General features: G+C 68.6%; 16 protein-coding genes. 9 read left to right on the forward strand and 7 right to left on the reverse strand.

Features of this window, described 5'->3' with window-relative positions; all coding sequences use genetic code 11:
- Positions 1-9: 9 nt before the first annotated feature.
- Both ACFU5M_RS10380 and ACFU5M_RS10385 read right to left on the reverse strand, forming a co-directional pair.
- On the reverse strand, positions 10-954 hold the full coding sequence (locus ACFU5M_RS10380) for a GlxA family transcriptional regulator (protein WP_379046978.1): 945 nt from the start codon (positions 952-954) through the stop codon (positions 10-12).
- A gap of 124 nt (positions 955-1078) precedes the next feature.
- Positions 1079-2317: a NupC/NupG family nucleoside CNT transporter gene (locus tag ACFU5M_RS10385; protein WP_379046981.1), complete on the reverse strand. Its 1239-nt coding sequence runs from the start codon at positions 2315-2317 to the stop codon at positions 1079-1081.
- A gap of 297 nt (positions 2318-2614) precedes the next feature.
- On the opposite strand from ACFU5M_RS10385, the gene ACFU5M_RS10390 reads away from it, so the two are divergent.
- The gene (locus tag ACFU5M_RS10390) at positions 2615-4081 is read left to right on the forward strand and encodes an APC family permease (protein ID WP_379046984.1); all 1467 of its coding nucleotides are present in this window, start codon (positions 2615-2617) and stop codon (positions 4079-4081) included.
- A 141-nt stretch (positions 4082-4222) separates the two neighbouring features.
- Here ACFU5M_RS10390 and ACFU5M_RS10395 read toward each other — a convergent pair whose 3' ends face one another.
- The 3 genes from ACFU5M_RS10395 to ACFU5M_RS10405 are packed head-to-tail and all read right to left on the reverse strand — an operon-like array spanning position 4223 to position 6955.
- Positions 4223-5272 (reverse strand): ABC transporter substrate-binding protein, encoded by a 1050-nt coding sequence (locus tag ACFU5M_RS10395; RefSeq protein WP_379046987.1) that lies wholly within the window; start codon positions 5270-5272, stop codon positions 4223-4225.
- Between the two features lie 2 nt (positions 5273-5274).
- Complete coding sequence (locus ACFU5M_RS10400; protein ID WP_379046990.1) at positions 5275-6159, reverse strand: ABC transporter permease; 885 nt, start codon at positions 6157-6159, stop codon at positions 5275-5277.
- Positions 6149-6955 carry an ABC transporter ATP-binding protein gene (locus ACFU5M_RS10405; protein ID WP_379046993.1) on the reverse strand — a complete coding sequence of 269 codons (807 nt, stop codon included), beginning with the start codon at positions 6953-6955 and terminating at the stop codon, positions 6149-6151. The genes ACFU5M_RS10400 and ACFU5M_RS10405 overlap by 11 nt, the downstream gene beginning before the upstream one ends.
- Before the next feature lie 156 nt (positions 6956-7111).
- Between ACFU5M_RS10405 and ACFU5M_RS10410 the strand changes: the two genes are divergently transcribed.
- The 7 genes from ACFU5M_RS10410 (at position 7112) to ACFU5M_RS10440 (ending at position 15363) form a co-directional block, all read left to right on the forward strand.
- Positions 7112-8800 (forward strand): ATP-binding protein, encoded by a 1689-nt coding sequence (locus tag ACFU5M_RS10410; RefSeq protein WP_379046996.1) that lies wholly within the window; start codon positions 7112-7114, stop codon positions 8798-8800.
- Positions 8782-9453 carry a response regulator gene (locus tag ACFU5M_RS10415; RefSeq protein WP_379046999.1) on the forward strand — a complete coding sequence of 224 codons (672 nt, stop codon included), beginning with the start codon at positions 8782-8784 and terminating at the stop codon, positions 9451-9453. Before ACFU5M_RS10410 ends, ACFU5M_RS10415 begins: the two co-directional genes overlap by 19 nt.
- Positions 9454-9626: 173 nt before the next feature.
- A complete protein-coding gene (locus ACFU5M_RS10420; protein ID WP_379047002.1) occupies positions 9627-10679 on the forward strand; it encodes a Gfo/Idh/MocA family oxidoreductase in 1053 nt (350 codons plus the stop codon).
- Positions 10680-10764: 85 nt separating this feature from the next.
- A complete protein-coding gene (locus tag ACFU5M_RS10425) occupies positions 10765-11655 on the forward strand; it encodes a bile acid:sodium symporter family protein (protein WP_379047005.1) in 891 nt (296 codons plus the stop codon).
- Positions 11656-11743: 88 nt separating this feature from the next.
- On the forward strand, positions 11744-13414 hold the full coding sequence (locus ACFU5M_RS10430) for a serine/threonine-protein kinase (RefSeq protein ID WP_379047008.1): 1671 nt from the start codon (positions 11744-11746) through the stop codon (positions 13412-13414).
- An 84-nt stretch (positions 13415-13498) separates the two neighbouring features.
- Positions 13499-14293: a M50 family metallopeptidase gene (locus tag ACFU5M_RS10435; protein WP_379047011.1), complete on the forward strand. Its 795-nt coding sequence runs from the start codon at positions 13499-13501 to the stop codon at positions 14291-14293.
- 146 nt (positions 14294-14439) lie between these two features.
- Complete coding sequence (locus ACFU5M_RS10440) at positions 14440-15363, forward strand: DUF5995 family protein (RefSeq protein WP_379047014.1); 924 nt, start codon at positions 14440-14442, stop codon at positions 15361-15363.
- A 24-nt stretch (positions 15364-15387) separates the two neighbouring features.
- Here ACFU5M_RS10440 and ACFU5M_RS10445 read toward each other — a convergent pair whose 3' ends face one another.
- Complete coding sequence (locus ACFU5M_RS10445) at positions 15388-15861, reverse strand: gluconokinase (RefSeq protein ID WP_379047108.1); 474 nt, start codon at positions 15859-15861, stop codon at positions 15388-15390.
- Positions 15862-16623: 762 nt separating this feature from the next.
- Here ACFU5M_RS10445 and ACFU5M_RS10450 point away from each other — a divergent pair.
- On the forward strand, positions 16624-17544 hold the full coding sequence (locus ACFU5M_RS10450; RefSeq protein WP_379047017.1) for an LLM class F420-dependent oxidoreductase: 921 nt from the start codon (positions 16624-16626) through the stop codon (positions 17542-17544).
- A gap of 40 nt (positions 17545-17584) precedes the next feature.
- On the opposite strand, the gene ACFU5M_RS10455 is transcribed toward ACFU5M_RS10450, so the two are convergent.
- The gene (locus ACFU5M_RS10455; RefSeq protein WP_379047021.1) at positions 17585-19606 is read right to left on the reverse strand and encodes a CocE/NonD family hydrolase; all 2022 of its coding nucleotides are present in this window, start codon (positions 19604-19606) and stop codon (positions 17585-17587) included.
- Positions 19607-19741 lie beyond the last annotated feature (135 nt).

A 19741-nucleotide genomic window follows, 5' to 3' on the forward strand; every position in this document is an offset into this window, starting at 1 on the left:
AGGGTGCGATCAGCTCGCGGACGCGCGAAAGCGCCTGCGATAGTCGCTCGGCGAGGTGCCGAGCAGGTCGAGGAAGGTGCGGCGCATCGTCTCCTCGGACCCGAATCCGCTGCGCCGGGCGACCGCCGTCATCGGTTCGTCGCCGGATTCGAGCAGCGCCTGCGCGGCTTCCAGCCGGGCCTGCTTGACGTAACGCCCTGGTGTCATGCCGATCTCCTGCCGGAACAAGCGGCTGAGATGGCGTTCGCTCAGTGCGGCGCGGGCGGCCATGGCCGCCAGGCTGTGGTCGGCGCACAGGTCGGCGATCACCGCGTCGACCACCTGGCGCAGACCGTCGGCGCGCGGCGTCGGAATGCTCGTGCGCACGCTGAACTGCGACTGGCCGCCGGGCCGGTGCAGGAACACGACGAGATGTTTCGCCAGCGTGCGCGCGAGTTCGGCACCGTGCTCCTCCTCCACCAGCGCCAGTGCCATATCGATACCCGCGGTGACGCCCGCCGAGGTGGTGATCGGGCCGTCGCGCAGATAGATGGCGTCGGCGTCGACCCGCACGAGCGGAAACCGCTGAGCCAGTGCGGCACACGCCAGCCAATGCGTGGTGGCGCGCCGCCCGTCCAGCAATCCGGCCTCGGCCAGCACGAACGCGCCGGTACACACCGAGGCCACCCGACGCGCCGCGCCGCCGACCGCGCGCACCGCGTCCACCAGCGCGGCCGGAACGTCGTCCTCCGGCGGATATCCCGGCACCAGCAGGGTGTCGACCGAGCCGGTCAGCTCGCCCAGCGCACCGTCGACACCGAGCGGTACCCCGACGTCGGTGCGCACCGGAGTTCCGTCGGGCGAGGCGAAGCGAATCCGGCGCCCGGCCCAGTGCAGCACCTGCACCGGTCCGGCGACGTCGAGCATCAGCACCCCGTCCGATACCGCGACCACGACGTCACCGCTTGCCTTCATGAACCCAGTCTCGAGCCGCCGGGCCGAGTCCGCAAGGACACGTAACCCACAGATCCGGCCAGACGTACCGCGAAGGCGCAGACGCGAAAGAATCGGGACGGACGACGGTCTCGGTGCTGTGGCCCTAGGCCAGGAAGCCCACGATGGTGGCGGACAGGAAGCTGACCAAAGTGGCGCCGTAGAGCAGGCGAAGTCCGTTGCGGGCGATGACACTGCCCTGTTTCTCGCTGAGGCTGCGGACCGCGCCGGTGACGATGGCGATGGTGGAGAAATTCGCGAACGACACCAGGTAGGTGGACACGATCGCGACAGTGCGGTCGGACAGCTCCCCGTGTTGCCGGTTCAACTCCTGCATGGCGACCACTTCGTTGGACACCAGCTTGGTGCCCATGAATCGGCCCGCGGCCGCCGCCTCGTCCCACGGAACGCCGGTCAGCCACGCGCCGGGGGCGAAGATGTGCCCCATCAGATCCTGGAACGTGGTGCCGTGGAAGAGCGCGGCGAAGATCCCGTTGATCATGGCCAGCAGAGCGATGAATCCGATCAGCATCGCCGCGACGGTGAAGGCGACCTTGAAACCCACCAGGATGTACTCGGTGAGCATCTCGAAGAACGATTGCGCCTTGCGGCTGTCGGCGATCTCCTCGCCGAGCAGCCTGGCATCGTCGGCGGCGGTGACCACGTAGGGGTTGATCAGCGAGCACACCACGAAAGCGCCCAGCATGTTCAGCATGATGGCCGCGATCACGTATTTCGGGTCGATGAGCAGCATGTAGGCGCCGAGGATGCCCGCCGACACCGTCGACATCGCCGAGGCCGCCAGGGTGTACATCCGCTGCGGCGGGATGTCGTCGAGCATGGCGCGCAGCGAGATGAACACCTCGGATTGACCGAGGATGGCGGAGGCGACCGCGTTGAAGGATTCGATCTTGCCGAAGCCGCTCACCCACGCCAGCAGCAGGCCGAGGTACTTGATGATGAACGGCAGCACCCGCAGGTGCTGCAAGATGCCGATCAGCGCGGAGACGAGCACGATCGGCATCAGCACCGCGAACAGGAATGCGGGTCCGCTGCTGCCGACGCTGGGCAGGTCGCCGAACACGAACCGCGTGCCCTGGGCGGCATAGCCGAGGATGTGGGCGAAGGTGTCGCTGACCGCGCGGATCACGGTGGCCCCGATCCCGGTTCTCAGCAGTAGGAAACCGAGCGCGATCTGCACGATCAGCAGGACAGCGATTCGCGGCAGCCGTCCGGCGGCGGCACGGCGGTCGGTACTGGGCAACCATGCCAGCAGCAGGAAGCACATCAGCCCGACGAACCCGATCAGATAATGCACGCGCACCCCGGCCGCCGTGGCGTACATGAAGTTGTGGGACCACCTCTCATGTCGGTCTATGGTGCGGTGTCTCCACAGTTGAGAAGCACATCGGCTTCCTACGTCCGCCCGATCCGCCCAGGTATCACCCGCGAATCGGGTGTCGGCACCACTTCGCCGGGTAACAGGTGTAGCGGAATTTAGTCGCGCGAAGGAGCAGTGACATCGCGCAGGTGAGGAGGGATGATCATGGTGCAGACCGGTCGCCACAATTTCTGATCCCGATGAGCTTCCCGATCGACTCCAGGGTCGGTGCACCCCTTTGATCGAAGGTGAGGTGGCGCAGTGGCGCGAGCTTCGGCACAGACCCCCGCCGGCGAGGATTCCGTCCAGCTCGGTGGCTACCAGCAGGAGTTGAGCCGGACACTCGGCTCCTTCCAAGTGTTCGCGATCTCGTTCGCGTTCATCTCGGTGGCGGTCGGCATCTTCGCGACCTACGACGATGTGTTGCAGAACGCGGGTCCGGTGGGGATCTGGCTCTGGATCATCGCGGCGGTGGGGCAGGCTCTGGTGGCGTTGGTGGTGGCGCAGTTCGCGGCTCGCATCCCGCTCAGCGGCTCTTCCTACCAGTGGGCCTCGCGACTGGCCAACCCGAAGGTCGGCTGGTGGTTCGGCTGGGTGACCTTCTGCTATCTGGCGATCGCCGTGGTGGCGGTCGACAACGCGCTGGCGAGTCAGGCCTTCATGCCACTGGCGGGCATCGAGCCGGATGAAGGCACCGCCCGGATGATCACGCTCGTGGTGCTGTTCATCCAGGCCGTGCTGGCCATCGCGTCGACGCGCATCGTCAGCGTGATAAACACCAGCGCGGTGGGGCTCGAACTCGGGCTCGTGGTGGTGCTGGCGATCGCGCTCGTCGTCGCGGTGGTGATCACGGGTAACGGCGACCCAGGCAACCTCGCCTCGCGCGGTATCACCGAGAACGCTCCCGATTACTTCGTCGTGGGCGGTGGATTGATGCTCGCGATGCTCATGGGCCTGGGCACGCTGGTCGGCTTCGACGCGGCCGCAAACCTCGCCGAGGAAGCCGAGGACCCGCATCGCAGCGTCCCGCGCGCGATCGTGGGATCGGTCGTGGCCGCCGGGTTGCTGGGGCTGCTGTTCCTGATCGCGCTCACCGTCGCCATCGACGACATTCCCCGGATCACCGCCAGTGGCTCGCCGGTCGCGGCGATCATGCGCGATCAGTTCGGTCCGGTGATGGAACGGACACTGCTGGCGGCGATCACGTTCGCGTTCTTCGGCGCCGGAATGGTGGTGCTGGCCGCGTGCTCACGGCTGGTATTCGCGATGTCGCGCGACGCGCGCTTCCCCGCCCACCGGCTGATGCGCCGGGTCGACCCGCGCACGCATACGCCGGTCCCGGCGACGATCCTGATCTTCCTCTTGGGCGTGGTCCTGATGATCGCCCTGCCCGGTGACGCATTGCTGGAGCTGATCACGGCCTCGACGATCCTCCCTGCCCTCATCTACGCCTCGACGGTCGTCCTCTACCTGGCGGTGCGCCGACGATTGGACCGCAGGAAAGGAGCGTTCGACCTCGGGCGCTTCGAGTTGCCGGTCGCCGTCGGCGCGCTGGTGTGGTCTGCCGTCGCACTGTTCGTCCTGGTGACGCCCGAGGATGCGGTGATCCCGGTGGTGATCGTGGCCGCATTGCTTCTCGTGGGCGGTCTGTTCTTCCTCGCCCTGCTGAAATTCGACCGGCAGGCGCTCGAGACCGAACCCGGCGACGTGAGCGTCTTCGAGCATTGACCCCGCAGCGGCGAGCGTATGGCTGCCGCTTCTCCTGTCCCCTGCTGATCCGGCCGGACAGCCCACCGACGGGCGGCCGGCCGCGAGCCGCCCGAGAACGTCTGGGTCCCGGGCGGCTCGGACGTGGCGACGACTCGCGCGCTACTGTCGCGGCGTGCGCAACGCCTCCTCCACGAACTGCGTGGTGTAGGTCTCGGACAGGTCGATGCGGTCGCGCACGGGACGCACGTTCTTCGAGTACTTGCCGAGAATATTCAGCACGTTCTGTGCGCCTTCGGGTTTCATCAAGCCGTCACCGTTGAACATGCCGATGGAGTCGCGGATCGACTGGACGTAGAGGTCCTTGCCCGCGCTCGCGTACTGCGGCGGCATCTTCGCGGCGATCTCCTCGGGCGTATGCGTCCGAATCCATTGCAGCGTCTGCACGAACGCGGCGGCGAGTTTGCGCACGATGTCCGGGTGGGCGTCGATCGTCGCGCAGTTCATGTACAGCGACGTCGCCGGGTACAGTCCGCCGAGCGCGGCCCTGGTACCCGCCTCGGTGCGCATGTCGACCAGGATCCGCGCCTCGCCGGAGTTCACCATCTGCGCCACGGTGGGATCGGTGGTCATGCCCGCGTCGATGCCGTCGTGGTTCATGCCCGCGATGAAGGTCTGTCCGGCACCGACTTTCACCCGGGTGTACTCGGCGGTGGTCATACCCTCCTGGCCGGTGAGTGCCTGGGTGAGGAAGTCGGTCGAGGAACCGAGCGAGGTCACGCCCAGTTTCCTGCCGCGCAGGTCGGCGACCGAAGTGATGTCCGTGTCCGCCTTCGACACCAGTTCCACCTCACCCGGCACATCGGACATCTGCACCACCGAGCGGATGCACTGGTCCTTGGCCTGCAAGTCGATGGTGTGGTCGTAGAACCCCACCACACCCTGCACATCGCCGGTGAGCAACGCGGTCTCGGCGGTGGCGCCGGACTGCTCGCCGAGCAGTTGCACGTCGATGTCGTTGCGCTCGAAGAAGCCGAGTTGCCGGGTGAGCACAGCGGGCAGGTAGATCACCTTCTCCAGTCCGCCCACCATGATGGTGATCTGCGGCCGGCCGTCGGCCATCGGAATGGTGCGCGAGTCCCGGCATCCGGTGGCCGTCAGCAGTGCGGCGATCGCGACGGCGACGAGCGCCAGTTGTTTGCGATACCTCATGATCAGATCCCGTGGTTCGACGTGGTTTGCGAGGGCCGCCATTTCAGCAACCGGTTCTCCGCCGTGCCGATCCCCCACTCGGCGATCAACGCGATCACGGTGATCACGATCATGCCCGCGTAGATGCCCGCCGAGTCGAACGTGCCTTGCGCGTTGCTGATCAACAGGCCGATACCTTTGCTAGCGCCGGCGTATTCGCCCACGACCGCACCGATCAGCGCGAAGCCGAAGGCGGTGTGCAGGCTGGACAAGATCCAGGTGGTCGCGCTCGGCAGGACGATCGACAACAGCACCTGCCTGCGGCTCGCGCCGAGGATGCGGGCGTTGTCGATCACGTTGCCGTCGACCTCACGCGCACCGGTGAACGCGTTGAAGAACACCGCGAAGAACACCAGCACCACCACCGTGGCGACCTTCGAGCTCAACCCGAGGCCGAACCAGATGATGAACAGCGAGGCCAGCACGATGCGCGGAACGGCATTGAGCGCCTTGATGAACGGCGCGAGCACTTCGGCCCAGTACCGGCTGCGGCCGAGCAGCACGCCCAGCACGACGCCCGCCACCGTGCCGATCACGAAGCCGAGCACGGCCTCCTGCACGGTGGTGTAGATCTGCAGCCAGATCGAGCCGAATTGGGTTCCTTCGGTGAACCATTCGACCAGTCGCGCCCAGATCAGCGAGGGCTTGGAGTAGAAGAACGGATCGATCCAGAGCGTGGCGGTGAGTTCCCACGCGCCCAGCCACAGCGCCACCAGCGCGGCGCGCAGGCCCCAGGTACGGATCCGTGCGCGACGCGCGGTGGTCCGCACCCTGGCCAGGATCTGCTCCTCGGTCTCGTTCTCCACCACGGGCGCGGCGGTGTCGGGCGCCAGTACGTCATGCGACACGGGAGGCTCCCTTCGCGCGGGCCGCTTCGACCTGATCGCGCAGCGTCTGCCAGATCTCTTGGTAGATGTCGCGGAACTCGGTCGTCAGCCGCACTTCTTCGACACTGCGCGGCCGCGCCAAGCCGACGGTGAAGTCACCGCAGACGGTGGCGGGGCTCGCGGTCATGACGACCACCCGGTCGGCGAGCACGATCGCCTCCTCCAGATCGTGCGTGACGAAGATGACCGCCGCGTTGGTCCCCGCCCATACCCGCAGCAGCTCGTCCTGCATGAGCTGGCGGGTCTGCACGTCCAGCGCGCTGAACGGCTCGTCCATCAGCAGGATCTCCGGCTCGTTGACCAGTGTCTGCGCCAGCGCGACGCGCTTGCGCATGCCGCCGGACAGCTGGTGCGGGTAGTAGCTCTCGAACCCGGTCAGGCCGACCTTGCGCACCCACCCCGCCGCCTTCGCGCGCGCCTCGGCTTTCGACGCGCCACGCAGGCGCGGGCCGAGCGCGACGTTGTCCAGCACGCTCTTCCACGGCAGTACCGCGTCCTGCTGGAACATGTAACCGATGCCGTCCGGGATGCCGTCGACGTCCTTGCCGCGCACCAGCGTCCGTCCGGCCGAGGCCGGTTCCAGCCCGGACACCAGCGACAGCGTGGTGGACTTGCCGCATCCGGTCGGGCCGACGACGGCGACGAATTCGCCGGGGCCCACCGTGAGGTTCAGATTGCGCACGGCGGTGTGGATGCCACCGCCGGTGCCGGGGAAGCGCTTGGTCGCGCTCCGCAGCTCGATGAGAGATTGCGTCATTGCTTCCTACTCCTGCGAGATCGGGTAGGGCGAACGTACGTGGCGGCGGTCACACACCGGAGCTTGTGCGCACAACGGCCACAAACGCGGGATTCGCGGGTTTTGCGCATTCTGCTCGAGCTCCCGTATGCCGTGGTCTGCGCCTATGCTGCGCCCATGGCCACTGAGGGCGCGCGGGCCGTGCGATTGCGGACCCAGGTTCTGTTGTCGCAGATCCTGGTCGTCGCGCTGACCCTCGGTGTCGCGTTCGCGGTGTTCGGTTACCTCAGCGACCAGCGGCTGCGCGACGCCTACGGCCAGCGCGCGCTGGCCGTGGCGCGCACCGTCGCCGCCGACCCGGTGGTGCGTGCCGAGGTGGCCGGGTACGCGCCGGGCATGGTCGCCGACGATCCCGTGGTGCGCCGGGATCTCGCCGCGGGCCCCCTCGAGCGTGTCGCGGTGGACGCGACGCAGCGCAACGGTGCGCTGTTCGTGGTGATCACCGATGACGCGGGCATCCGTCTCGCGCATCCGGACGCCGGACGGCTCGCCGAGCACGTCAGCACGGATCCCTCCGAAGCGCTCGCGGGCCGCGAGTCGATCACCGAAGAACGCGGCACGCTCGGCGACTCGGTTCGCGCGAAGGTCCCGGTTCTGGCTCCCGGTTCCGACCGTGTGATCGGTGCGGTCAGCGTCGGCATCGCCACCGACGCGGTGCACGATCAACTGCTCGGCGATCTGCGCACCGCGGGCGGGCTGGTCGCGGTGGCGCTCGCGGTCGGCATCGCCGGATCCATCCTGCTCGCCCGCCGGTGGCGCGGGCTGACGCTCGGCCTGGAACCGGACGAACTGGCCGAATTGGTTCGCGGCCAGGCCGCGGTGCTGCACGGTATCGGCGGCGGCGTGCTCGCGGTCGACGCGTCGTGGCGCACCACCTTCGTCAACGACGAGGCACGCAGGCTGCTCGGCGTCGCGCCGGAGATCGGGCATCCGGTGGACGAGCTCGGACTGACGCCCCGCGTGCTGGAAGTATTCCGCGACCTCGACGAACAACCCACGTCGGCGACGGTCGGCGCGAACGTCGTCATCCTCTCGGCGCGCCGGGTCGGCCGGGACGGACGCGATCTCGGCGCGGTGCTCACGGTGCGCGACCGCACCGACGTGGAATCGCTGACCCGGCAACTGGACGCGGTGCAGTCGATGAGCACGGTGCTGCGCGCGCAGCGCCACGAGTTCTCCAACAAAATGCACCTGATCAGCGGGCTGCTGCACGGTGGGCGGGTCGAGGAGGCGGCGCGGTCCATCGACGAACTGATCGGGGCGGGCCCGCTCGGTCCGGCGACACCGGGCATCGACGCCATCCACGACGCGTACCTGCAGGCATTCCTCGCCGCCAAGGCCGCGCACGCCAGGGAGAACGGAGTGGAACTCGTGCTCGGGCCCAACACCTGGGTCGAGGGCAGTCTCACCGATCCGGTGGACGTGACCACCGTGCTCGGCAACCTGCTGGACAATGCCATGGAGGCCGTGCGCACCGGGGACCGGATCGAGCGGAAGGTGGAAGTCGAACTGCTGCAGGAGGATTCGACCTTGCACATCATCGTTGCCGACAGTGGCGACGGTGTCGCCCCCGACCTGGTGGACACGCTGTTCACCGAAGGGGTCTCGACCCGTGACGACCGCGGCGTCCCCGGAGGGCGCGGCGTCGGCCTCGCCCTGATCCGCCAGATCGTCCGCGCCCACGGCGGCGACGTGCGCCTGTCGAGTCCCGGCGGCGGTGAGCCGCCACTCACCGGCGCCGAATTCATCGCCCGCATCCCCGGAGTGCTCGTGGAAAGCGAGGTGGCATGGCCGCGCCGACCCTGACCGTCCTTGTCGTCGACGACGACTTCCGGGTGGCGAACCTGCACGCCGGAATCGTGCGATCCATCCCGGGTTTCACGGTGGCGGGCACCGCCAACACGCTCGCGGCCGCACGGGAACTCGTCGCGGCGGAGCCGGTCGACCTGGCGCTGGTGGATGTCTATCTGCCGGACGGATCAGGCATCGATTTCGTCCGGGAGATCCGCTGCGACGCGATGATGCTCACCGCGTCGACGGAGAGCGACGCCGTGCGAGCCGCGATCACGGCGGGCGCGCTGGCCTACCTCGTCAAGCCGTTTCCGCACACCGACCTGGCCGCCCGGCTGGCCGCCTACGGCCGGTACCGGCGCATTCTCGCGGTGCCGCAGGCCGACAACGCCCGGGTGTCCGCCGCACTGCACGCACTGCGTCCCGCGGCCACCGCGAGCCCATCGGCAACCGTATCCTCCCCCACCAAAGACGCTGTGCTGCAAGCGATTCTCGCCGCGGATACCCCTCTGTCCGCAGGCGAGGTGGCCGGCGCCATCGGCGTCTCCCGGGCCACCGCGCAGCGCTACCTGGCCGGGCTCGTGGCGGGCGGCACGGTGCGCATGAGCCTGCGCTACGGCACCACGGGAAGGCCCGAACAGGAGTACTCCGCCGCACCGCAGCGCTGAGCGGCCGCTATCCGGTACGGGCTTTCACCCCTCACGGCAGGCACGAGCCACATACGGCGCGGTTCGCCCTCCGTGATGCGGCACCGCTGCGCGAATCGGAGTCGCTCACGCTCGGCGGACCGGTGCGTACGTCGTGCTGCCGGGCGCAATCACCGGCGCGGTAGCGTCGGGGCATGAGCATCATCGACGTCGCCGTGCTCGGCTACGGCTTGGCCGGGTCGGTCTTCCACGCTCCGCTGATCGCGGCGGAGCCGCGGATGCGAGTCGCGGCGGTGGTCACCTCCTCGGCCGAGCGGGCCGAACGCGCACGCGCCGAGCACCCCGGTGTGCGCGTGGTGCCGCAGGCCGAGGAGCTGTTCGCCACACCGGGTGACATCGATCTGGCCGTGATCGCGACGCCCAACCGCACGCACGCGCCGCTGGCCCGGCAAGCCCTCGAGGCCGGGCTGCCGGTGGTCGTCGACAAGCCGTTCGCGGTCACGGTGGACGACGCCGAGGATCTCGTCGCGCGCGCGGAACGCGCCGGTCTGGCGCTGTCGGTCTTCCAGAACCGGCGCTGGGACGGCGACTTCCGGACGGTGCGCGAGCTGCTCGAGACCGGGAAGCTGGGCCGGGTGCGGCGTTTCGAGTCGCGGTTCGAGCGGTGGCGTCCGGTGTCCAAGGGCGGCTGGCGGGAGGTCGGCACGGACGAGGACGGCGCGGGCATCCTGCTCGATCTCGGCAGCCACCTGGTGGATCAAGCCGTGACCTTGTTCGGCCCGGTGGCTTCGGTGTACTGCGAGCTGGACCGGCGGCGCGAGGGGATCACCACCGACGACGACGCGTTCGTCGCGTTGACCCACACCGGTGGTGTCCGCTCCCACCTGTGGATGAGCGCCGTCGCCTCGCACCTCGGACCACGCTTCCGGGTGCTCGGGTCGGAAGCCGGGTATGTCACCTATGGGCTGGACCCACAGGAGGACGCGCTACGGGCCGGTCGCCGTCCGGATCAGGATTCGTCGTGGGGCACAGTCGATGCCGACCGCTGGGGCGTACTGGGCGCGGAACCCGACTTCGCCCCGGTGCCGACGGCGCCCGGCGCATACCCCGCCTTCTACTCCGCCATGGCCGCCGCGCTCCTCGACGGCGCGCCTGTTCCCGTCGACCCGTGCGACGCGGTCACCACCGCGCGCCTGCTGACCAGAGCACGGGAGTCGGCGGCCCGGGGTGTGACCCTCACCGCCTGACATGGGCTGGCCACCGTCGCCGCGAGTCGATAACGTCGGTCCCCGGGATCGGCCGGCCCGGCCGCTCGGCGGAGAGGAGACCCGCATGGGTGCAACGGTTTTCGCGGTGCTGCTGCCGATGGCATTGGCCTTGGTGATGTTCGGGCTCGGATTGACCCTGACGACAGAGGATTTCGCGCGCGTGCTGCGGTATCCGAAAGCGGCGGTGATCGCGCTGGTGTGTCAGATGATCCTGCTGCCCGCGGTGTGCCTGGGCCTGATCCGCCTGTTCGGTCTCGACGGCGCGCTGGCCGCGGGCATGCTGTTGCTCGCCGCGTCGCCGGGCGGAGCGTCGGCGAACCTGTTCAGTCACATCGCCGGGGGCAACGTGGCGCTGAACATCACGCTCACCGCGATCAATTCGGTGCTCGCGGTGTTCACCATGCCGGTGGTGGTGGCGCTGTCCTACGCCATGTTCCTGGACGGAGCGGGCTCGGTCGGACTGCGACCGGACAAATTCGCTCAAGTCTTCGCCATCGTGCTCGTGCCCGTCGCGATCGGCATGGCGGTGCACCGGCGGTTCCCGGAGTGGTCGCGCCGGATGCGCGGTGCGGTCAAGATCCTTTCGGTCGTGGTACTCGCGCTGGTGATCGCGGCCGGCGTGGGCTCGAATCTGGACACGCTGTCGGAGCACATCGGAAAGCTGTCCGCGATCTGCCTGTCCTTCGCCGTGATCAGTTTGGCCGTCGGCTACTTCGTGCCCCGGCTCGCGCGAGTGGAAACCGATCAGGCGATCGCCTCGGCCATGGAGATCGGCGTGCACAACGCGGCGCTGGCGATCGCCGTCGCCGCTTCGGTGCTGGACAACGAGACGATGGCCGTGCCCGGCGCGGTCTACGGCGTTCTGATGAACATCCCGGCGGCGCTGGCGGCATATCTGCTGGCCAGGCGGGCGCGACGGGAGCAACCCGCCCCCGCGCCCAGTATGGCCGGTTAGCCCGGGGCAGCGCGCTGTGCGGATACGCGGGACCCGGTGAGTAGCCTCTCGGAGGGTCGGACGCCATGAGAAGGGAGCCAGCTGCGCGATGCAACCGCTCGGCACGAACGATCCGGTCAGGATCGGGGACTATCGTCTGCTCGGCGTGCTCGGCGCGGGTGGCATGGGCCGCGTCTACCTCGGAAGGAACGCGGGCGGCCGCACCGTCGCGGTCAAGGTCATCCGCCCCGACATGATCGACGCGGAATTCCGCATGCGCTTCCGGCGCGAGGTCGCGGCGGCGCGCCGGGTCGGCGGACGGTTCACCGCGCCGGTGCTCGACGCCGACGTGGATGCCGATCCTCCGTGGCTTGCCACCGGTTACGTGGCCGGGCCCTCGCTGGCCGACGCGGTGGAACGGTACGGGCCGTTCACCGAGAACGCGCTGCTCGTGCTGGCACACGGACTGATCGAGGCCTTGACAGCGGTCCACGGGGCCGGGGTGGTGCACCGCGACCTCAAGCCGTCGAATGTCCTCTTGGCGCTCGACGGACCCAAGGTGATCGATTTCGGCATCGCCCGCGCCGTCGAGGACAGCAGGCTCACCACCACCGGAAAGGTCATCGGCTCTCCGGGATTCATGTGCCCGGAGCAGGTGACCGGCGATCCGGTCGGCTCGCCCGCGGACGTGTTCGCCCTGGGCGGGGTCCTCGTGTTCGCGGCGACCGGCCATGGACCGTTCGGCGTCGGCGATTCGGTGCAGATGCTGTGGCGGGTGGTGTACGAGGAGCCGCAGCTCGACGACCTGCCCGAACGGCTGCGCCCGCTGGTGGCGGCCTGCCTGACCAAAGACGCGGCGGCACGCCCGACCCCGGACCAGCTGCTCGACCACCTCACCGCCCTCGGCATCCCCGAGCGCGGAGGCTGGCTGCCCGCCCCGGTGCTCGAGGAGGTGAGCCACCGCGCCGTGGAGCTGCTGAACCTGGACTCCGGCCCGTTCGACCGCCCGTATTTTGCCACCCCCACCGATCCGGCGCGCACCGCCGACACCATGGTCCATTCGGCTTCACCTGCGCACCTGCACAGCGACCCCGGACGATCGTTGCCCATGCACCTGCGGCATCCGGGCCCGTCGCAGGCGGCTCCCACGTACACCGGACACCAGACGTACCCGCCCGCGCACCAGGGTGCGCCCCGGTTCGATGCGGTCGCCGCCGCACCTCCTCCGCGCCGCCCCCGCCGTGCCTTGCTCATCGCAGGTGCGCTCGTCGTCTGCGTCGCCGTCGCCGTAGCGACGTTCGTGGTCGGTGCACAGCTACGGAACGACGATTCGAACGATTCGATCGCGCAGACCACCCAAGCCGCCAGCAAACCCTTCACCGCTACCTCCACGCAGGCCCCTGCCACGAATCCGACGACAACCAGCAGTTCCTCCGGCACCAGCGTTCCGACGGCTTTTCTCGGCGAGTGGAAAGGCGTCGCCCGTGACGTCCTCGCGTCGTTCGACATCGTTTTGACCATCCGGGACGGCGCGATCGGCGAAGAAGTCGCGCAGTCGTCGAACACCGGCAAGCTGTCGGGTGAGCGCTGTGAGCGCACGGAGACGCTCACCGGCGCCACCGAGACCGAGCTGTCTTTTGTCGCGCGACTCTCCGGCGGCTCTCCCACCTGCTTCGACAACGGCTCGACCTCGACGGTCAGATTGCAACCGGACGGCTCGGTGGCCTACAGCCTCTCCGGCATTCTCGGCAACATCGAAGGGGTCCTGCGCAAGAGCTGAGGGGCGGACGCCGCCTTCGCTCCGTGCCGCGAACGGGAACGCATGCCCCGAGCGCGGGCGTCCGCGGGCGGTTAAGGTGCGGCGGTGGACAGAGCGGAATTCTTCGAGCGCGGCGCCTCCATCGCCGATCGTCTGACGACGACGCAAGCGCAACCGCCGTGGTGGCTGGTGGTGGCAGCCGCGGTGGCGGCGCTCGTGCTGGTGGGTTACACCCCGATCTGGCGGCTCACCCGCAATATCGTCACCATCGCGCACGAAGGCGGGCACGCCCTGGTCGCGCTGCTCACCGGCCGCAAACTCAACAGCATCCGGTTGCATTCGGACACCTCGGGACTCACGGTGTCGAGCGGAAAACCCTACGGCCTGGGAATGATCCTCACCACGATGGCGGGCTACCCCGCGCCGCCGCTGCTCGGTCTCGGGTTCGCGGCGCTGCTGGGCGCGAGCCGGATCACGCTGATGCTGTGGACCGCCATCGTCCTGCTCGCCGCGCTCATGATCAAGATCAGGAATGTCTACGGCGGCATCACCGTGCTCGGACTCGGCGCGGTGGTCTTCGTCGTCTCCTGGTTCGGAACCGACACGCTGCAAGCGGGTTTCGCGTATCTGGGCGCGTGGTTCCTGCTGTTCGCCGGAGCGCGTCCGGTGCTGGAGCTGCAAAGAGGTCGTTCCCGGCAGCAGCGGGCCCGCTATCACGAGGTCGACTCCGACGCGGATCAACTCGCCAGGCTCACCCGGTTGCCCGGCCTGCTCTGGGTTTTCGTGTTCGGCGCCATCGCCGTGGGTTCGCTACTGGTCGGCGCGTGGTTGCTGGTCGCCGCCATCGCCGAGATCTGCCTGCCGGGCGCGCCTTCCGGCTCCTGCTTCGCGGCGCGCTGACGCCGCGCTGCGGGACGCGACCGGCTCGGGTTAGGCTTCGATCCCGCCCTGTGTCACCGCTCCACCTACCGCGGTGACGCTTCGCCGAGTTCACCCACTTCGGCCGTCCCGGTGCGGGATCGCGATTCACGACCCCTGGAGCCGGCATGGCGAACATCCTCACGCGCACGCCGAGTACTGCTGCGCGGCACTTTTATTCAGCACTGACCTCGGCCGTCACGGTGCTGCTTCTCACGATCTCGCTCGGTCCGGCGATCGCCTCCGCCGCACCGGTGGACACGGCCTGCGGCACGCCGTTGGCGCCCGCCGAAACGGCCGAGATCGCGGAACTGTCCGACACCGGGACGCTGACCGGTTCGGCACTGTGGCAGCTGGAGGAGGCCGTCGACCGGCACCGGCGCATCACCGAGATCCTGGTCGCCCACCGCGACCTGCGCGGGGTGTTCGGCCTCGGGCTCGACGCGGTCGAACGAGCCGCCGTCCTGCCGCTGCAACGCGACCCCGCCTCGTTCGACGACCCGGAATGGGCGCATCGGATCAGCCTCGAACTGTTGTCGCGTTTCCTGCGCACGGTGCACGCCGAATTCACCGGCGCACCCGTCGACCCGCACTGGGGGCACTACTTCGCGCTGACCCGCCGCTGCGAGCTGTCTCCCGCACGCGTGGCGATGGCCGGGTACAACGCGCATCTGAGCGTCGACCTGTCCTATTCCGTCGCCGCGGTCGGCAGCACCGCGGCCAACGCGGGCGACTATTTCCGCATCGTCGACGCGATCGCCCAGCGCGGCGCGCTGATCGTCGCGGTGACCAAAGCGGTCTACGGCGGCGACCTCGGGCCGCTGTGGCGGTTCTACTTCGTCGGTGAGGGCTTGGACCTGGTGCTCGGGCGCGGCGTGGCGACCGGTCCCCTGCTCCGTCTGGCCGACGCGAGCGCCAACGTCGTCATTCTCGCGAACGGATTGGCCATGCAGGATCCGGCCGCGGCGCCCGTCGTCACCGCCGAGATCGACACGCTGTGGCGCGGTCTCGATCTCGCTTTCGACGTCTTGTCCGATCTCGGCGGCCTCTGATGGGCGAACCCTGACGCGCGGCACTCACCTGTCCAGCGCTGCCACGGCTTGCCGGACCACCTCTTCGGGCGGCCGTGCCGCGTCGACGGTGCTGCCGTTCTCGCCGGAATCGAGCGGCTCCAGGGTGGCAAGCTGTGAATCGAGCAGGATCGGCGGCATGAAATGTCCTCGACGTCCGGCCACGCGCCGCTCGAGTTCGGTGCGTGGCACGTTCAGATGCAGGAAGAACGCATCAGGGGCTGAGGCGCGCAGCCGGTGGCGGTAGATCCGTTTGAGAGCCGAGCACGTGACGACGGCGCCCCGCCCGGAGCGCTCGGCCATCCAGGCGGCCAAGGCGTCGAGCCAGGGTGCGCGGTCGGCATCGTCCAGTGGCGTCCCCGCCGCCATCTTCGCGACGTTCGCGGACGGGTGGAAGTCGTCGCCTTCGGCGTACTCGACCCCCAGTACGTCGGCCAGCCGGACGCCGACCGTCGTCTTTCCCGAACCCGAGACGCCCATCACGACGATCACCGGTACCTCGTGCACTCGAACCTCCTTCCCCTGTCACGGCGGATCTATCGGGTGCGCGGACTTGTCATCGGCAACAACCTAGCGGTTGAGCACTTCGTCGACCCGTGCAGTGACGATCCGCGCCGCTGCGGCCAGATTTCGAGGAACGAGACTCTGGCGCGCCGATTTCGTTCTGCATCGCCGATTTCGTTCTGCATCAAGGAATTCGAACTCCGCGCGGACTACCGGATGGGAAGTACCGAATGTTTGCGATGACGCAATGCACGGACCTGGTCCGACATCCGAGCCGCCACCGCACGCGCGACCTACCAGCGACCCGCGGCGGGGGCGGAGCCTGAGCAGCGGCATGGCACCCCCACGCAGCACCGCCACAGCGGCCGCCGAACTCGTCTCGGCCACCGAACACATCGTGCGGCATCTGCTCGACATCATCCCCCGGCGGCATGTCGAGCGAGGAAATGCGCTGCGGGAGGAGATCCGCGCGACCGTCACGCACTGCCTCGACCTGGTCGCGTCCGTCGATACCGAGCAACCGGCGCGCACGGTCCGCATATTCGAGGCCGCCACCCGGTGGGCCGGCGTCGGGGTCGCCATGGATACCGTCCAGCATCTCGTCCACGAGGGGTTCCGTCTCTGTCTCGACGATCACCTGCGGCGTGCCCGCACCACTCCCGGCACACCAGCCCCGGGCTTTCCCGCTCGTGCACATGGCGCGATCGGCCCATGCGCCGAGCGACTAGGGTCATCGACATGGAACTACGCATCTTCACCGAGCCGCAGCAGGGTGCGAGCTACGACACGCTGCTCACCGTTGCCAAAGCCACCGAGGACTTGGGATTCGACGCGTTCTTCCGCTCCGACCACTACCTGAGCATGGGTGGCGCCGCCGGTCTGCCCGGCCCCACCGATGCCTGGATCACCCTCGCCGGACTGGCCAGGGAGACCAAGCGGATCCGCCTGGGCACCTTGGTCACCGCCGCCACCTTCCGGCTGCCCGGCCCGCTCGCCATCCAGGTGGCGCAGGTGGATCAGATGTCCGGCGGCCGGGTCGAATTCGGTCTGGGCAGCGGCTGGTTCGCCGAGGAGCACGCCGCGTACGGCATTCCGTTCCCCGCCGACAAATTCGCCCGGCTGGAAGAACAGCTGGCCGTCATCACCGGGCTCTGGGCGACCAAGCCCGGCGACACCTTCAGCTACGACGGCAAGCACTACCAGCTCACCGATTCACCCGCCCTGCCCAAACCGGTGCAGGACCCGATACCGGTGCTGATCGGCGGACAGGGCGCCACCCGCACGCCGCGGCTGGCCGCGCGGTACGCGAGCGAGTTCAACATGCCGTTCTCCTCGCTCGAGGACAGTGCGCGGCAGTTCGACCGGGTGCGCGCCGCCGCGGAAGCGTACGGCCGCGCGGCTGACGACCTGGTCTACTCCAACGCGCTTGTGGTCTGCGTCGGCGCGAACGACGCCGAGGTGGCGCGCCGGGCGGCGGCGATCGGACGCGAGGTGGACGAGCTGAAGACCAACGGCCTGGCCGGCTCACCCGCCGAGGTGGTGGACAAGATCGGGCGGTACACCGAGATCGGCACCAGCCGCATCTACTTGCAGGTGCTGGACCTGACCGATCTCGAGCATCTCGAGCTGATCTCCGCGCAGGTGCAGTCGCAATTGTGAGTTCGGGTGGGTCGCCCGGCCGTGGCGGCCCACCCGGTGCTCAGCCCAGCGGACGGTTGGTCGGCACGATCACGAAGCTCGGCGCCGACGGATCGAGCGCGAGGTGCTGGGGCTTCAGTTCGGTGTTGTTGAGCATGGGCCGGAAGGCCAGCGCCTTCGGCGAGTTGCCCGCGAAGACATCGATGCGCAGCCGGTGGCCGGGTTGCAGCACCGCCTGGGTGGGGATCACCGCGATGTCCAGCGCCACGGGCTCACCGGGAACGACCGGTTGCAAACTGTCCAGGGTGAGTGGATTGAACGGTTCGGTCAGGTCACCGGCCGGTGTCCGGCTGCTCTTCTGCTCGTCGACCGCGCGCAGTGAGGCGGTCAGCTGCCCCGTGGTCAGCACCTTGGACGACCCGTCGGGCGCCACATCGTTCATCGTGACGCTCCAGTAGCCGTCGGCGGCGTCGTGCACGGTGTTGAGGTGCACGTTCACCGGCCCCGAGATGACCGTGCGCTCGGTCATCGGCGCACTGGTGAAGGTCAGCGCGTTGCGCTCGGCGATACGCGAGTCCTTCGCGCACACGTCCACCACCGCGGCCATGCCGGCCGAGCCCTGCGCGGTGTCTCGCGAACACGCCGTGGCGAGGCCGGGGGCCACCGTCAAGGTATGCCGCTCATCGGGGACGGTCATCGTCAACGACCCGTCGTAGACTGCCTTTCCGGCGGTGCCGCTCGGCGTGGCCGAGAGATACACGCGGCGATGGTTGAGGTCCTTCTGCGGGAATTGCCCGAGGGTGATCCAGCCGCCGCCCTGTTCCCACACGGTCACCGGCCCGAAGTCGTCCAAGCCGTGGTCGACGTCCTTCAACCACTTGTCGAACCACACCCGCTGCAACACGTCCAGCCGCGGTGGCGCGCCCGGAATGCCCGTTCCCGCACCGGGATTCGCGTGATAGGTGTCGCCGACGATCAATTGCTTCCGGCCCGCGGGCAGCGGGATCGCGTTGTACAGCTTGGTCGCGCTGTTGGCGAAGATGTCGTGCCAGCCGCCATAGACGAAGGTCGGCACCGTGATGTGCTCCGGGTGGCCCTCGATGCCGCGCCGGAAGTAACTGTCCTCGTCCAGCGCGTCGGCCAGCGCGGGCGGCACGTGGTCGAGCGACGGCGTGAGCAGCGCCTGGGCCAGCAGATCGACGTTGCTGGCCGGATCCGACATCCGTTCGTGCAGCCACCCCCAGTCGAAGGTGCCGTTCAACATCGACTGCACGTCGGGAATCAGTTTCAACTGATTGACGGTGTTGAGCCACATCGGCAGGAACGTCGTCCCCACCCCGCCGCCCGGCGCGACGACGTCGCGCATCAGATCGCTCCCCGGTTCCACCGGGAAGATCGCCTGCAGCGGCGCCGGGGCGTTCTCGGCGGCGCGCAACTGGTTGATCCCCGAATACGAGCCGCCGCTCATCCCGATCCGGCCGTTCGACCACGGCTGCGCGGCCGCCCAGTCGATCACCTCGCGGGTGTCGAGCTGTTCGCGCTCGCCGAGGGTGTCCCACGCCCCCTGGGAAAAGCCGGTACCGCGTACGTCGACGATGACCTGGGTGTATCCGGCGCGGATCAGGTTGCGATCGAGACCGAGCATCGTCTGCACGGTGCCGCCGTCCACCGCGTGCAACAGATCGCCGAAACCACTGACCGGTGTACGGGCCAGATTCATGCGGTTGACCAGCCGCACGGTCAGCGGCTGCAAGCCGGGCACCGCGAGCGCCGTATCGATCAGATTGGTCATGAGCTTGGTGTAGGGGGTCAGATTCACGATGGTCGGCAGCGGTTGCTCCGCCACCTCACCGCCCCGCTTCACCGGTCGGTAGACGTTGGCCTTCAGCACGACGCCGTCGCTCATCCGGATCGGGACATCCCAATCGATGTGCACGTCGGCATATGGCTGGGGACCATCATGCAATACGGTCCATCCCACGCTGTGCGACTCGGCGGAGGGGTCCGCGACCGCGGGCACCGACACGAATCCCACGGCCGACAGCACCGCGACCGTCACCACCATCCGGATCGCCCTGCTCATCGTTCGTCTTCTGTCACGCCCCGCTGCCATCTCGCTCCCTCGACCGGTGTGCGGACCGACCATCGATCGCCCGATTGAGCGAAACGTAGCAACCGACTGGCGAATGCCGTGGGATGCGCGGTCGGGCCGGTTTGT

Origin of the sequence: Nocardia sp. NPDC057455 (genome assembly GCF_042802775.1) — a bacterium.
In the GTDB taxonomy this organism is placed as follows: Bacteria; Actinomycetota; Actinomycetes; order Mycobacteriales; family Mycobacteriaceae; genus Nocardia.

Coding starts and splice junctions, on each gene's coding strand:
- ACFU5M_RS10380 (WP_379046978.1), bottom strand. CDS start 954: ATGAAGGCAAGCGGTGACGTCGTGGTCGCGGTATCGGACGGGGTGCTG.
- ACFU5M_RS10385 (WP_379046981.1), bottom strand. CDS start 2,317: ATGTACGCCACGGCGGCCGGGGTGCGCGTGCATTATCTGATCGGGTTC.
- ACFU5M_RS10395 (WP_379046987.1), bottom strand. CDS start 5,272: ATGAGGTATCGCAAACAACTGGCGCTCGTCGCCGTCGCGATCGCCGCA.
- ACFU5M_RS10405 (WP_379046993.1), bottom strand. CDS start 6,955: ATGACGCAATCTCTCATCGAGCTGCGGAGCGCGACCAAGCGCTTCCCC.
- ACFU5M_RS10410 (WP_379046996.1), top strand. CDS start 7,112: ATGGCCACTGAGGGCGCGCGGGCCGTGCGATTGCGGACCCAGGTTCTG.
- ACFU5M_RS10415 (WP_379046999.1), top strand. CDS start 8,782: ATGGCCGCGCCGACCCTGACCGTCCTTGTCGTCGACGACGACTTCCGG.
- ACFU5M_RS10420 (WP_379047002.1), top strand. CDS start 9,627: ATGAGCATCATCGACGTCGCCGTGCTCGGCTACGGCTTGGCCGGGTCG.
- ACFU5M_RS10425 (WP_379047005.1), top strand. CDS start 10,765: ATGGGTGCAACGGTTTTCGCGGTGCTGCTGCCGATGGCATTGGCCTTG.
- ACFU5M_RS10430 (WP_379047008.1), top strand. CDS start 11,744: ATGCAACCGCTCGGCACGAACGATCCGGTCAGGATCGGGGACTATCGT.
- ACFU5M_RS10440 (WP_379047014.1), top strand. CDS start 14,440: ATGGCGAACATCCTCACGCGCACGCCGAGTACTGCTGCGCGGCACTTT.
- ACFU5M_RS10445 (WP_379047108.1), bottom strand. CDS start 15,861: ATGGGCGTCTCGGGTTCGGGAAAGACGACGGTCGGCGTCCGGCTGGCC.
- ACFU5M_RS10450 (WP_379047017.1), top strand. CDS start 16,624: ATGGAACTACGCATCTTCACCGAGCCGCAGCAGGGTGCGAGCTACGAC.
- ACFU5M_RS10455 (WP_379047021.1), bottom strand. CDS start 19,606: ATGAGCAGGGCGATCCGGATGGTGGTGACGGTCGCGGTGCTGTCGGCC.